The sequence below is a fragment of the Planctomycetaceae bacterium genome (assembly GCA_021371795.1).
Classification (GTDB): Bacteria; Planctomycetota; Phycisphaerae; order Sedimentisphaerales; family UBA12454; genus UBA12454.
On the sequence record JAJFVK010000022.1, the window covers coordinates 1 to 15236 of the forward strand.

11 protein-coding genes are annotated in these 15236 nt (G+C 43.8%); 1 reads left to right on the forward strand and 10 read right to left on the reverse strand.

Going from position 1 to position 15236, the window contains the following annotated elements; all coding sequences use genetic code 11:
- The 6 genes from LLF92_11590 to LLF92_11615 all read right to left on the reverse strand — a co-directional run.
- Nucleotides 1-1261: YifB family Mg chelatase-like AAA ATPase (locus LLF92_11590; protein MCE5341748.1), on the reverse strand; the 1261-nt coding region annotated here is incomplete at its 3' end.
- Nucleotides 1262-1281: 20 nt separating this feature from the next.
- Nucleotides 1282-2310, reverse strand: a complete 1029-nt coding sequence (locus LLF92_11595) for a hypothetical protein (protein MCE5341749.1) — start codon at nt 2308-2310, stop codon at nt 1282-1284.
- A 359-nt stretch (nt 2311-2669) separates the two neighbouring features.
- Complete coding sequence (locus LLF92_11600) at nt 2670-4025, reverse strand: HEAT repeat domain-containing protein (protein MCE5341750.1); 1356 nt, start codon at nt 4023-4025, stop codon at nt 2670-2672.
- Nucleotides 4026-4036: 11 nt separating this feature from the next.
- Nucleotides 4037-5311 carry an anion permease gene (locus tag LLF92_11605; protein ID MCE5341751.1) on the reverse strand — a complete coding sequence of 425 codons (1275 nt, stop codon included), beginning with the start codon at nt 5309-5311 and terminating at the stop codon, nt 4037-4039.
- 65 nt (nt 5312-5376) lie between these two features.
- On the reverse strand, nt 5377-6513 hold the full coding sequence (locus LLF92_11610) for a DUF5009 domain-containing protein (GenBank protein MCE5341752.1): 1137 nt from the start codon (nt 6511-6513) through the stop codon (nt 5377-5379).
- Nucleotides 6514-6643: 130 nt separating this feature from the next.
- Entirely contained in the window at nt 6644-8449 is a 1806-nt protein-coding gene (locus LLF92_11615; protein MCE5341753.1) for a glycoside hydrolase family 3 C-terminal domain-containing protein, read from the reverse strand.
- A 179-nt stretch (nt 8450-8628) separates the two neighbouring features.
- Between LLF92_11615 and LLF92_11620 the strand changes: the two genes are divergently transcribed.
- Nucleotides 8629-9810 carry a multidrug effflux MFS transporter gene (locus tag LLF92_11620; GenBank protein ID MCE5341754.1) on the forward strand — a complete coding sequence of 394 codons (1182 nt, stop codon included), beginning with the start codon at nt 8629-8631 and terminating at the stop codon, nt 9808-9810.
- Between the two features lie 563 nt (nt 9811-10373).
- Here LLF92_11620 and rsmH read toward each other — a convergent pair.
- From rsmH to LLF92_11640, 4 genes are read right to left on the reverse strand one after another with little or no spacing between them, the layout of a single operon-like run.
- The gene (rsmH, locus tag LLF92_11625; GenBank protein MCE5341755.1) at nt 10374-11459 is read right to left on the reverse strand and encodes a 16S rRNA (cytosine(1402)-N(4))-methyltransferase RsmH; all 1086 of its coding nucleotides are present in this window, start codon (nt 11457-11459) and stop codon (nt 10374-10376) included.
- 45 nt (nt 11460-11504) lie between these two features.
- Complete coding sequence (locus LLF92_11630; protein MCE5341756.1) at nt 11505-12254, reverse strand: 4Fe-4S binding protein; 750 nt, start codon at nt 12252-12254, stop codon at nt 11505-11507.
- Nucleotides 12251-13765 (reverse strand): NADH-quinone oxidoreductase subunit C, encoded by a 1515-nt coding sequence (locus LLF92_11635; protein ID MCE5341757.1) that lies wholly within the window; start codon nt 13763-13765, stop codon nt 12251-12253. Before LLF92_11635 ends, LLF92_11630 begins: the two co-directional genes overlap by 4 nt.
- Nucleotides 13765-15234 carry a hypothetical protein gene (locus LLF92_11640; protein MCE5341758.1) on the reverse strand — a complete coding sequence of 490 codons (1470 nt, stop codon included), beginning with the start codon at nt 15232-15234 and terminating at the stop codon, nt 13765-13767. The genes LLF92_11635 and LLF92_11640 overlap by 1 nt, the downstream gene beginning before the upstream one ends.
- Nucleotides 15235-15236 lie beyond the last annotated feature (2 nt).

The following is a 15236-nucleotide window of genomic DNA, read 5'->3' on the forward strand; positions in this document are numbered from 1 at the left end:
CTCTTGCCGACAAAACACTGTTCCGTGTTTCAGTTGAACTGACAGCCTCTTCTCGTGAACGCAGTTTGCTGAATGTAACGCTGGGAACTTCGATATGAATATCGATTCTATCGAGCATCGGCCCGGAAATTTTCGCCATATACCGCTCAATCTGGTTCGGCGTACATTTACACTTCTTCTGGTCAGAGCCGAAATATCCACACGGACACGGATTTGTTGCCGCGACCAACATAAAATTAGCTGGGAATGCAACCGAACCCCTGGCACGCGAGATTGTAACTTTCTTTTCCTCTAAAGGCTGGCGAATCATCTCAAGCACGTTTCTTGGAAATTCAGCGAACTCATCGAGGAATAAAATTCCATTATGTGCAAGCGAAAGCTCACCGCATCGCGGATTGCTTCCGCCGCCAATAAGCGCGGCGCCAGTGGCGGTATGATGAGGCGTTCGCACAGGCCTTGTCGCCATCAAAGCCTTACCATCAAGCTGACCAACCGAAGAATAAATTCGCGTCGTCTCCAGCGATTCAGTCATCGTAAGTTTCGGCAGAACCGTCGCGAGTCTCTGCGCAAGCATCGTCTTTCCGGAACCCGGCGGGCCTATCATCAAAATATTATGTCCGCCTGCCGCAGCAATAGTCAAAGCACGCTTGACAGTCTCCTGCCCTTTGACATCTGAAAAATCAACATCATAAATCGATGCGTCTTCCAGCACTTTATCGATATCAACATAAGTCGATTCCAGCGCCAGCTTGCCCGAAAGAAACGTCGCCGCCTGTGAAAGTGAACCAACTCCGAAAACTTCCAAATCCTCGACAACCGCCGCCTCACGAACGTTTTGCAGCGGCACAATCATACTCTTGAATCCTTTTTCTTTTGCCGCGATTGCCATACTCAAAACGCCGTTGACTGGCCGAACTCTGCCGTCAAGCGCAAGCTCTCCGACAATAATAAAATCCTTCGCGCTGGAACTTTCGATTGCATGCGTACTGATAAGTACACCAAGAGCGATTGGTAAGTCGAACGCCGGGCCGGCCTTTTTTACATCAGCCGGCGCAAGATTGATTACGCTTTTGGTCCTCGGATATTCATAGCCTGAATTTATTACCGCCGATTGAACACGTTCAATGCTTTCCTTTACAGCGGTATCGGGCAGACCGACAACAAGAGATTTTTCAAATCCTCCGCGCGTGATATGCACTTCGACTTCGCAGATTATTCCTTCGATACCCTCGAGCGTTACGCTATACAATTTCGCCAGCATCTTCCATCCCTGTCCTGATTTTATTTTGTAAAATGCAAGTATTCAATAACAATTAATATTAGCCATCCGATTTGCAGAATAAAGAACAAAATTATTTGAACCCATTCGGCACGATTTTTGGTAGAAACCGTAAAATTCTCAATCACAACGGAATACGCGTCTTCGAGCGATTCAAGTTTTCCGCGAATGGATTTTCTCCACTCCTCAATTTTAAATTTCGCGGCCGCAAGCTCGTAAAATCTCGCCGAATACCAGTCGCCGATAAGCTTAACATCTCGCTCAAGCCGCTGAAGCTCGGAAATTGAAACCATTCTGATTTCCATAGTCTCTTTGATTTTTTGCGACAACTCCTTGCTGCTCAATTTCCCGCCGGCAGGGATATTATGCACAAATTCGGCCATTCTGGCCAGTCTTATATCTATCTGACTGTCAAGAATGCGATGCCTCAAAAGTTGCAGATTCGCCAGGGTCAAAAGATCAAGACATTCATCGATATCGCCGTTGGGGTCGAAAAGAAACGCGCCGTCCCAATCAATAATAGACAAATCATTATTCGCATATTTTATCCTGTTACCAAGCGTATATTGCACTTCCTGCGGGTCGAGTTTCAACAACTCTTCAGACTTCAGGAGCGAGGCCATAATATCCTGATAATTCAAAAACTGCTCCGGCTCACCATCATAATTCGTTACAGCAAAGACAGAATATTCTTCGCTGAAAAGCAAATCGCCGCCGAAACTTTTTAAAATCTGATACGAATAATCATAAGATTGTTTTTCAAGCTCAAAAATATTTTTTTGGAACAGGTTGTCGACTTCAATAGTTGCCTGTATCAGCAGAATATCCGGCTGGAACCCGCGCAGATAGAAAGTTACGTTTTTTTCGCCAATAGTATAATTCTCCTGCCCGACGATAACCTGCTTGGGCATCGCGGCCTTGTAATACATCGGCGAACTTTTCACAATCGCCGAAGTAAACACCTCGCCCGAAAGCTCTTTCGTAACTTTGCCCAACACCAGCGTAATCAGTCTCTGTCTCACATCTGCCATAACACACCATTCTAATTATATTTTTAATCTAAAAATTTCACAAACACATTTAAAAGACCTTTTGGCCGGAAATACAAGAAAATTTCACTGTTTTTACGTCTTTTATTGCAGTACCACGCATAACTCTTTTGCTTATAAAGACTTAAAAAATATAAAAATTCTTTAAAAACCCCCTTGTCAAACCGGCATTCTGTGTTATAATAACGCTATATTAAATGCTCTTTTTTTTCTTATAATAGGTTTTGGTTTCGCTGAAACAAAATATTCAATTTATAACCCAATTGTTATATAAATATTTACAAGGGTTTTGCTTCAGCAAGGCTCGATGAATAATCGAGCCTTTTTTATTGCGCAATTTTTCACTTTTTCTCAAGAATGTCTTTTGCAGAATCCCTTATTTCTTCGGAACAATCAAATGCACATTCGTCCAGTATCTCTCTGCTTAATTCTCCAATTTCCTCCAAACACGCAACACTGTCAGCCCGACAATTAGTACAAGGCGTATTTTCATACACCCATAAAAGCAGTTCTTTCAACTCTTTGGTTTCATTCATTTCCGCTATTCCAATCACGCTCATACCATATGAATGAACATCCCATTTATCAGCTTTAGAATTTAAAATAGCCTCCATAATTTTTGTGGCATCTCCTGCAATATAATTTTTTACAAAGAAATCAAATAGTAAATGATCCGGCCAACCTATAATTTTACCTTGTCTTATTCTATCACACGCAAATTCATGAACTTTCTCATCTTTACAATTTGCAAGAGCAAGTATAATAGCCGCTCTGAATTTTTCATCTTTATCGTTTGCCAACTCAAAAAATTTCTCATGTACTTCTGGCATTGCGACACTTCTAAACACCCCCAAAAGCCGCCTTCGCACATTATTATCTTTTTCTTCAAGTAGCCGTGAAAAAACTATTTTTAATTCATTTTCGTCCGCATACCGTCCAAATCTATTATAAAACCATTGCGAATCATTAGAGCCATCCACCGCTATTTGGATTATCTTTTCTGCGTTATATAATGAAATAAATTCACTTTTCCGGTTTTCTCGTTCAATAGCCCTTTGTTCTTCTGAAATACTTTCATGTGAATCAAAACCGCAATCTTCATCAATACAATCGAAGAAAACCTTTATTTTATTATTCGAATATGAGTTTTCTTTTAACAAAGTATTATATTTTTTTCTTTCTTCTTCATCATAGGTAAAAACCTCCGGCACACTGTCTTCCGGATTATTTATAAGTCTTTGTCCATATATTTCAGCGAGCTGCAAAACTTCTGTTTCACCCTCAATTTGCACATACTCTTCAACTCCCATGTAGTCAAAATCATTCCCGGAAATGGCAGAATTGACAACAAATTCCTTCAATGATTTTCTGGCCAAACCATCTCCATCAAGTGCCATCTCAATAACTAAATCACAGAGTTGGCCAACATCTTTCCATTCATCTGTTTTTTCTAATGCTGATAAAATAGCATCACGAAACTTATTATAATAAGATGTATCCTTAAACATTTCATAAAGCCACTTTTCCTTGCCGCACTCACATTGAGCATCGTAAGTAGTGTTGTGAATGCAGGCATCCAATACGATGTCTGCCATATCATCCAGACCATAATGTTGAATGTGCATCATCGCTCTGCCGAGACCTTTAGCAATGGCCTCGGCAAATTGCTGTTTATTTAATTTTTTTATTATTGCCATAACAACCTATTCTACGCGTTTTTCCAGACGAACCAGACAAACAAATATGCCGCGGTAACTGCCGCCAAGGTGAACGGCAAACCAATCTTCGCGAAGTCCCTGAACTTTACATCGTACCCCTCTTTTTTCAGCAGTCCGCAACCAACGATATTCGCAGACGCTCCAATCGGCGTGATATTCCCGCCAAGACTTGCGCCTATCAGCAAACCAAACAGAAACAGCGATGGATTCATATTCAGCTTGTCCGCCATTGAAATCGCCACCGGCAGCATCGCGGCCAAAAACGGAACGTTATCGACAAACGCTGAAACAAACACAGATGCAAAAACAATAAGCGTATAGCCCAGGAAGATATTATCGCCGACAACTTCAGATAAAACATCCGCGATTATCTCAATCCAGCCTGTCGTCGTAATTGCGCCGACGAGAATAAAAATACCAACCAAAAATAACGTCGTGTCCCAATCGAGAGCTTTAATAGATTTGATTACCGATTCGTTATTTACACGTTTATCCCACGCAAGGCAGACAACTCCGAAAACCATACAAATAATTCCGGCTAAAAATGAAAAGCCTGTATCAAAGAAACTCGACATCGCCAATGCGACAATCAACCAGGCAAGAAATTTTGTCGGTATCCACGACTTGACTTTTTCAACGGCAATGACTTCGGTTTTATGCTTATGAAATTTGAAAAATGAGTACAACACAAAGAACGACGCCAAAGCACCAAGTTCCACAGCAAAGAAAATACTCGGTCGCCCATGATAGAAAAAGAAATCAAAGAAATTCATTTTCGCAAAGCCGCCCAAGAGCATACTCGGCGGGTCGCCAATCAGCGTAGCAGTTCCCTGTAAGTTGCTGGAAATAGCAATGCCAACCATCATATTAACAGGATTAATCTTCAGTTTTTTCGCTATTTCCAGTGCAATCGGCGCAACAATCAGCACCGTCGCAACGTTTTCAACAAACGCTGAGATAAAGCCGGTCAGCATACAAATGAACATTATCGCCCAGGCGGTGTTTTTGGATTTGTTTACAATAACTTCGGCGAGCCATGCGGGCACCCTGCTTTTCATAAAAACATCGGCGACAATTAGAGTGCCGACAAATATTCCCATCACGTTCCAGTTGATTGCCCAAAACGCCTGCTTGAGTGTGAGAGCGCCGGCGATAACAACGAGCCAGGCAGCGGTAATAGCCACAATAGTTCTTTTCGCGGGCAATAAGACAAAAAGAATATACGCTGAAATAAAAAGAATTACCGCTAATGTTCTGGCTTCCATACGAAATATATTATCGGCGGGAAATTTTTATGCAAGTGAAATTGGATTTATCCTTACGACTAAATTTACACTTTAAGGAAAATTTTCTTTCGGTAAAGGATATAAAGAAATGCAAATTCGCAGACCAATATCCCTGCCCAGAGAATTACAGGTTTTAAGGGGTCGCTTGAAATCCTGATAAAGCCACCGAAGAAAAATTCGGCCATATCTTGAAAGCTGATTATTTTATTAGCGCACAAATAAATCGTAATCGGATTTACCCCTATCAGCATAAACGGAAAAAATATTTTCCTGATTTTCCAGATATCTACCACAAGATAAAACAAAGCGGTCAGCAGTAATGCCCAGCCGATTGCATAAACAACAAATGAGCTTGTCCAGAGCTTTTTGATCATCGGAAAATGCGCCCCCCATAATCTTCCGATACCTAAACAAATTAATCCGGCAATCACGATGTATAAACATTTACGATATTGTTTAATATTCTGTTTTTTTAACAACGCACCGGCCAACGCACCCGCAATCGCAAGCGCAGAAGCGGGAATAGACATCAAAATTCCTTCAGGGTCAGTCGCACCGTAGATAAGTTTGCCGGGAACGATGAGCCTGTCGATATAAGACGCGAAATTGCCGCCGGCGTTTGTTAAATCAACCGCATCAAAACCAGGCACTGTTACAAAATTCATTAAAACATAATAAATCAGCAGAATGACTGCCCCACAAATCGCCTGACCGAATGGTTTGAAGTTTATTACAACAATCGACGCCCATAAATACGCCATACCGATAAGCCCAAGCACGCTTAAATATCGCAGATTCGCAAAATCGAGCGTTTTTAAAAGGTTGTTATAAAGCAAGCCGAGCACAATTAAAATTACCGCTCGTCTAATTACTCTGAAGTAAAGTTTGCCTTTTTGCTGTGAAGCTAAATATTTTTCAAATGAAAACGGCATTGTTACGCCTGAAATGAAAATGAAAAGCGGGAAAATCAAATCCCACGCGTGAAAACCAAACCAATCGACGTGCTCAAGGTTTTCTTTGACCGGCTCAAGCCAAGACCAACCAAGATAATTAATGAGATTAAGAAGAAATGTACCGCCGCCGACAATCCAAAACATATCAAAGCCGCGGAGGATGTCAAGCGACGCGAGTCTTTCAGAAGAAACGTTTTGTTTACCTCCTGCCAATTGTCTATCAGTCATAAAATCAATCCTTTAATAATTTATTGTTTTATCTACACAACAACCGTAGAGACATCTGAAAAACTGATATTTCGAAAGTTTAAGAGGCTTCAGTGTAATGATTTGAGTCAATTTCTGCAATTCCAAAATTTTAATATGAAAGCCCGAACCCATATTCGAAAAGCGGCTTGTCTTTCATTTCAGAAAGCGGTATTTGCGATGCTGATTTCGGCCAGCTAAACGAAAGTTTGCCCGTCGGCTTGTAATCGCCGAACAAAACATCAGCAACGCCCTGCCCTTCAGTACCAGGCAGCCACGCAGCAATAAAAGCATCCACTTGAGCCAATACATTATTTATAAGCATCGGCCTGCCGGAAATTAAAATCACGACCACCGGAATTCCCGCCTTTTTCATATTCACAACCGCCTCGACATCCTGCTTATCAAGCGCCGGCTCGGCCACATCGCCATAATATTCAGCGTAAGGTTTTTCGCCGATTACAATAATGCCAAGGTCAGCGCCTTGTGTACCGCTTGCATTCAATGCGAATGTTACATTGCAATCCGGCACAGCGTTTTTAATCGCCTGCAAAATCGTTGTCCCGCCTGTCGTCACGTTCCCGCTTTGGCCCTGCCAGTCAATAGTCCATCCGCCGCACTGGTTTCCGATATTATCAGCGCTTTTGCCGCCAACGTGAATGCGCTTAATCTTTTTGGAAAGCGGCAGAACACTATTTCCATTTTTCAGCAGCACAAGCGACTGACGTACCGCTTGTCGTGCGATTTGCCTGTGTTCGGCGATGCCGAATTGCTTATGCAGCTCTCTGTCAGCAAGTACCGATTTGTTTTTGTCCATAAGCCCCATCGCGAATTTAACCCGCAGGATTCTGGTTACCGCGTCATCAATGCGAGACATCGGAACATCGCCATTTTGAACCAGTTCTTTAAGCGTAACAAAAAATTGGTCATACGTATTCGGCTCCATTGCCATATCCATACCTGCATTGATGGAAATTTTTACCGCTTCGTTAAAATCAGGAGTTATCTGCTTGATTGCTTTGTAATCAGAAATTAAAAATCCCTCGAATCCCAATTCATCTTTCAAAATTTCCGTCAGCAGATGTTTATTCGCAGAGCATTTAACACCGTTGAAACTGCTGTATGAGGGCATTATACTGCCTACGCCCGCGTTGACTGCTGCGACATAAGGCGAAAGAAAAAGTTTACGCAATTGTTCTTCGCTCATTTGCACATCGCCCTGATCGAGCATATTTTTATGTTTTGAAGTGCCGAATTTTGTGCCGCCGTCGCCGATGTAATGTTTAGCACATGCCAGAACGGAAAAAGGACTGCTCAAATCGTTTCCCTGATAGCCGCGAACCTGTGCCTGACCGAGAATTTTTACAAGCTCTGTGTTTTCAGAAAAACCCTCGTAAGCCCTGCCCCATCGAATATCCTGCGGAACAGTTACACAAGGCGCAAAAGTCCAGTTAATTCCTGTCGCGCGAATTTCAAGAGCCGTTATGCGAGCGATTTCGCCGACAAGATTAGCATCCCTTGTGCAGCCAAGCCCGATGTTATGCGGAAAAATTACCGCGTTCAAAACATTGTTATGCCCATGCAGCGCATCGATACCGTAAAAAATCGGAATTGCCAGTCGCGTCCGCAACGCCTGCTTCTGACAAGTATCGTAAAGATTCGTCCACGCATCGAGACTGTTTCCGCTTTTGGGGTCTGCGTTTCCGCCGCTTAGAATCGAACCAAGATAAAATTTAGAGATGTCGTTTATATCTTTTAAGTAGCAGTTTTCCGCCTGCGTCATCTGCCCGATTTTTTCTTCGAGCGTCATCTTTGAAAGCAGCTCTTTTGCCTGCCTGTCATAACTCAAAAGCGATGCGCCGTTTGCGGATAAACTTAAAACAGCCAATACGAACATTACGAACGTGATTTTTTTCATTTTGCAAACCCTTTTTTAAAAATCTGCTCTATTATACACACTTTTCGCCATTTTCCATCTCTTGTTTAAAATTTTTTAGCAACCAGTTGCTAAAAGACAATAAGAAATACCCCATCCCAACAAAATCGTATATTTATAATTGCCTTTTTTTCAGGACAACTTATCCTTACAATAAAATTATGTTTAAATTAAAAACCAACAAAGAATATATTTTGTTTTTAGGCCTGTTATCGACGGTTTCGCCTCTGGCTACGGATATGTATTTGCCGGCCATACCGACGATTGCGCAGGCATGGCACATCGGCACAGACACCGCGAGTCTGTCGCTGGTGTTTTACTTTGTGTTCTTCGCCGCGTTTATGCTGGTTTTCGGCACAATGTCCGACAAATTCGGCCGAAAGCCGATACTGCTGACAGGATTATTTATTTTTGTAGCCGCAAGTTTTCTCTGCGCTACTTCGCTGAACATCCGCCAGTTAATCACATGGCGAATCATTCAGGGCATCGGTGCAGCGTCGCCTGCCGCGATATCATTGGCCATTTGCAGAGACATCTACGACGGCGAAAAAAGAAAACGCGCACTGGCATATATCGGTATCATTCTTTCAGTTGTTCCGCTGACCGCGCCGACAATCGGCAGTTTATTTCTCAAATTTGCTGACTGGCGTTTCATCTTTATTACACAGGCGATGCTTACTTCACTGACATTGCTGCTGTCTTTAGGCTACACTGAAACATTGAAGGAAAAACTCACAGCGAATGTATTCCACATTTTCGGCAGATATAAATCGCTCATTTTGAACAGAGGCTACATCCTGGCAAACACGATTATGGGGTTAATCTCCGGCCCGTTCTTCGGGTTCATCGCGTTTTCTCCGATTGTGTACATTCAAATATTCCATCTGAACACCTCGATGTTTGGTTTGCTGTTCGCTCTGAACGCCGGAATGGCAATGCTCGGCGCGTTTGCGTGTACAAGATTGATTAAGTTTTTTTCAGATAATAAAATTATCACTTTCGGAATTTCAGGCTGTATTGTTTCAGCACTGGCAATAGTTTTGTTTGGCCGGCACAATTGTTATCTTTTCGCGGCATTTATGAGTATTTTTACCTTCTGCTGCGGTATGACAAGACCGTTGAGTATAAATTTGATTTTGAGTCAGGTAAGTTCCGACATCGGCTCGGCGTCCGGCTTTATAGTTTTCTATACTTTCGTTGTCGGCTCGACGTGCATGGCCTTAACAACCGCGAAATGGAATAATCCCATTTTAGCTTTTGGCTTAATTGCGTTTATCTTACCGTTGATAGTTTTGATTATGTGGCCGGTACTTTTAAAAATCATCCGTTATCAAAATGATTAAACAGAAAAAAGTCAGCGTTCCGCCGCTGTGTAATCAGCTTAAAAAAATATCGCCGCAGCGACTCCGCAATTTTTTTTGATTTTTAATATTTGATTTAAATATGCAAGTTTTCAAAACACCGATTTTTCATTTTTATTATTTCTTACGATTTCACTGTAATTTAGTATCGTTCCAGTGTATTTCAGTTCATTTTACTGTGATTTAGATTCCATTTTGTTACACTCAAACTTGCGCCTTGCGCGATTTTGCGGCAGGAATGCGCAACTATCGACTATCAACTAACAACCAACAACTACATATAGTATGTTTGAAATTTTGCGCACGCGAAAACCTGCGCATAATTTGCGAATTTTCAAGAATTTCGATTTTTGAGGATGATTTTGAATGTTTTTTGGGCGTTTTACCAAATACGTGCGCATTTTAAATAGTGTTTTTGATGAAAAACTGAAAAATTACAAAAAACGATAAACTGATATTGAGCAGACAGTTAGGAAAAAAATCGTTTAAAACGTGCGTATTCTTATTTTCAGTAAAAACGCTTATAAGTCTTTATTTGAGGGTTATTATGCTTTTACTGCAATGCGCAGTTTTGCTGACGAGCATCTTGGATTGGCCACGACTTCTTTTATTTTGGGAACGATGGCATTTTTTATAAATTCTGAATAGATGCCGTTGGCGTATCCGTCTCGGAACGAATTTTTGACAAGTTTATCTTCACCGCTATGGAAACTTATGATTCCGATTCGGCCGCCTTTTTTCAGACAGCTCGGCGCAACTCTTAAAAGTTCTCTAAGTGAGCCGAGTTCATTGTTCACGAGTATTCTAAGTGCCTGAAACGTTCTTGCCGCCGGGTGCAGTGAACCGAACTTTGAATTTCGCTGCTGTTTTTTGAAGCTGTTGATTGTCAGGCCCTTAACCGCAAAGACAAGACGCATAAGCTGTGCGATTGTTGTAATCGGCTGAACCTGTCTTTGCGCGACAATCATTCTGGCGATTTGTTCGAAGTCCGGCTCGTCGGAATATTCCCACAGCGATTTGCCGATTTCTTCTTCGCTGATGGTGTTAATTAAATCCGCGGCGGTTTTTTGAATTCGCGTATCCAGCCGCATATCCAGCGGGCCATCGTTTTTGTAACTTATGCCGCGTTCCGGATTATCGATTTGCATACTTGAAACGCCGAGGTCGGCGAAAATAATATCGAAGCCTTCGATTTGCTCTTCTCGCATTGCTTTTTCAATGCCGGCGAAATTACTGTTTTGAAAACTTATCGGCGTTTCAATATTCTTGAGCCGCTGTTTGGTTTTTTCAATTTCTATGCCGTCCATATCGAACGCAACCATTTTTCCGGTTGTGCCGAGGCGTTTGCAGAATGCCCGGCAGTGTCCGCCGAAGCCGAGTGTGCAATCGGCCATAATCTTCCCCGGTTCCGGTTTGAGCAGTTCCAGTGCTTCTTCTAATAATACCGGTATATGCGAACCGGCGGGCGTTTTACCTTTTGCTCTCAATTTATCACGAAGTTCGGGATGCGCGGAAAGATTGTGCTCTTTATATTTTTGCCCAAAGGTCTTTGGGTGCGTACCGTTGTATCTTGGCCGTCTGCGGTGAACCGGCTGCTGTTCGTTATTTTCAGATTTATTGTTGTCGCTCATAGGGAATGAGTTTACAAAAATTGCTGTGTGTTGTAAAGCTATCTCTTATCGGCGGCCAAGAAACGTGATTAAGCCGTCTAAAATGGTGTATGGATGCGGCGGACAGCCGGGAATGTATAAATCTACTTTAATATCGTTAACGCCGTTATTGACTTCCGGATGGCCGTTGAATACGCCGCCGGAAATCGCGCACGCACCAACTGCGATAACAAATTTCGGAGCGGGCACGGCATCGTAAGTTTTTTTCAGCGCCTCTTTCATGTTCTGCGTAACGGGGCCGGTAACGAGAATTCCATCGGCGTGTCTTGGTGAAGCGACAAATTGCACGCCGAATCTGCCGAGGTCGAAAACAAGCGTGGACAAAACATTCGTATCGGCTTCACAGGCATTGCAGCCGCCGGCACTTACCTGACGAAGTTTCAGCGAACGGCCGAAGATTCTTTGGCTCTGTTTATCAAGAGCCTGCGCAAGTTTTCTTTCCTTGTCTGTTACAAGCAAGTCGTTTCTGTCTGTGGCGGCAAGTCTGTAATCTTTTGAAAATTCAATGACACCATTTGCGCAAGTTTTCTGGCACTGACCACAGAAAACGCATTTACCTAAATCTAAAACCGGCTTTCCTTTTTCAAAAGAAATTGCACCGGCAGGACAAACATCGCTGCACTTGCGGCAAGTATCGCATTTATCCAAATGCAGAATCGGTCTGCCTTTGAAACGCTCCGGCAGAATCGGTTCTTTTGCCGGGAACGGATATGTTCTATAACCCTGTTTTATTCGTGCTATTAGCGCTTTTATCATAGGTCGTGTCCGCAGTAAGAAAGATTGAAACTTTTATTGCACAACGGAAAATCTGAAATCTGCTGATTTCTCAACACAACCGCCAATCCCATCCAGTTATGAAACGATGGGTCAACAATTTTATAATGAGCCAGTTGGCCTGCTGAATCAGTAATCGCGGTATGACATATTTCGCCGCGCCAGCCTTCGGTCATCGCAACAGCAATCTTATTCGACGAAATATTTTTTGGCTCAACCGCAATTGCGCCGCTTGGCAACGTATTAAGCTGATTTTGAATAAACGCTACCGAATGCTGAATCTCAAGCCATCGGACATACGCACGCGCGAAGACATCGCCTGTGTGCCAGGTCGCGACAGGAACCTGCTGGAACTGATAAATTCCGCTTGCGAAATTATATCTGCTGTCATAATCAAGGCCGCACGCACGTGCTGCGGGGCCGACAATACCCAATGCCTGTGCTGTTTCTTTCGACAAAACGCCTGTGTCGTCAAATCTGCTCAACACCGAAGGAGTTGTAAAAAGACAATCAGCGGCGTTTTCAACGTCTTTAAAGGCAGCGGCCAAACGCTTTTGCAAATCTTCAATGTGTCGAGTCTCAATATCAAACGCCGTTCCGCCTGCGCGGAGGAAATTACGGCTGAAACGATTGCCGCAAAGCACAGCGGACATATTAAGAAAATCGCCGCGGATGCGTCCGCAAAAAGACGAGGTCGGCAGATAACCGACATCGCCGGCAAGTGCGCCAAGGTCGCCGGTATGATTGGCCAGTCGTTCAAATTCCATCGCGATGCCGCGAAGCACCTGTGCCCTTACGGGAACAGAACAGCCGCTTAACGCTTCGAGAATATTGCAATATGTCAGGCTGTGTCCGATTGTCGTATCACCTGCGGCGGTTTGCATATATTGGAACAGGCGATTATTCGGCGTGCCTTTCATCTGCTGTTCGATTCCGCGGTGCTGATAGCCGAGCGATATTTCCAGATGCAGGACGTTTTCGCCGTTGCACTGAAAACGGAAATGACCCGGCTCGATAATTCCGGCGTGAACGGGGCCGACTGCGACTTCGTGAATCTCGCTGCCTTCGACACGGAAAAAATCCGTTATGCCGGGCTTAACGCCATTATGGGAACGCTTCCACACATCGGGTTTGCCGTAAGAATTATGGAAGCGAATCGGTTTTAGCCACGGATGGCCAAGCGGCAAAACGCCGTACTGCTCGGCAATCTCACGCTCGAACCAGTGAGCCTGCGGACAATCGGGCGTAAGCGACTGATAATTTTCCTTAACTTCGGTCGAAGCCAGATACAAAACACCCTGCCGGTCGTCGGCAAGCACAACGATCAATTTCACAATATCATTATTTTGCGGCATGCCGAAAAGCGAAGCGATTCGCAGGCCTTCGTTTGTCTTATTAATAATCACATCTCTGAAATCATTAATCAATAACTGCGGCACAGCATTTATATCCGCTGAATGACCGTTATAAATTGCAAGCAGTTGTCGGCTCATTAGTAACCTCCCAACAGAGAAGCTATCGTGTGCAGAACATCGCTCAAATGAGTCGGAACATAAATTCCAAGTGCAAGCGTCGCGGTAAGCAAAATTGCCGGCGGCAGGAACGATGATGCCCTTTCGCTTTTTACCTCGACAGGTTTGATACTTTTGCCCTGTGCCATTCGCAACGCGATAGCGGATATACCTATAAATATAATCGCAAGCAAAATAAGATACGCGATAACAATCGCATAGCGTCCCTGATCGATGGCAGCTTTGAGAATCACAAACTCGCTTAAAAATATTCCGAAAGGCGGAAAACCTGTAATAGCTAAAATGCCCGCAACCCAAAGAAGTCCCGACGCAGGTATAGTCGAAAGCAAACCTCTTACATTGGCGGCATTTTTGGTTTTATAAGCAGCGAGGATATTGCCGGCAATCAAAAACAAACCGGCTTTTGTGAGCGAATGATTTATCGCGTGGAACATCGAACCGAAAACCGCTGTACCGCCGAGTCCGACGCCAAGTGCGAGTATGCCCATGTGCTCGACGCTCGAATACGCAAGCATTCGTTTGTAATCTGCCTGACCGATAACGAACACCGCTGCGAAAAGCATCGACACCAAACCGAACATTATCAAAAGGTCCTGCGCGAAGGCGATTTGTCCTGCGGCGGCTGTTACTTCAAATGCACGCAAAATGCCGACAAACGCACAATTCAACAACGCGCCTGAAAGCAAAGCTGAAACAAGCGAAGGCGATTCCGAATGAGCGTCCGGCAGCCAGGTGTGCAGCGGAGCAAGTCCCATTTTAGTGCCGTAACCTACGAGGAAAAATATGAAAGCCGCTTTAACCCACGGCGTCCATAACTGCGAACCGGCTGCGATAAGGTCGCTGCGCATCAGCGGTATCGAAACGCCGTTGTGAGCAGAAGCTGCAATCGCCAAGAAGAAATTGCCAAGCAGCGAAACCGCAATGCCTACCGAACATATAAGCAGATACTTCCACGTCGCTTCGAGTGAACGGTGGTGGCGATGGAAATAAATCAGCGGCGCAGTTACGAGCGTCGTCGCTTCCATCGTAACCCATAAAATTCCGAAATGCTGACTCGAAACAACCATTGTCATCATCGCCAAAAACATCAAAAGGCACGCGGTAAAAACCGCTTCGGGAGCGTTGACGAAAAATTTCTCTTCCTCGAAATCTTTTTTGCCGTCATGCTTTTCGTTTTTCAGATACCTGACAGCGTAGAAAGACGTCATAAGGAACAGAAAACTTGATATGCTTAAAAATAACTGTGCAATCAAGTCAATCGCGAACCAGCCGTTCAAAATCGGAAGGAAATTCCGCGTCCAGCTCAACGTCATAATCACTGAATGACCAATCGCGGCGCCGACAAGCAGATACCTTCGCAGGTTATCGCTGCGGATAAGCAGGCTCAACAAAGAAGCACAAAACGGAATTAATATCAATGCCCAAATCATCG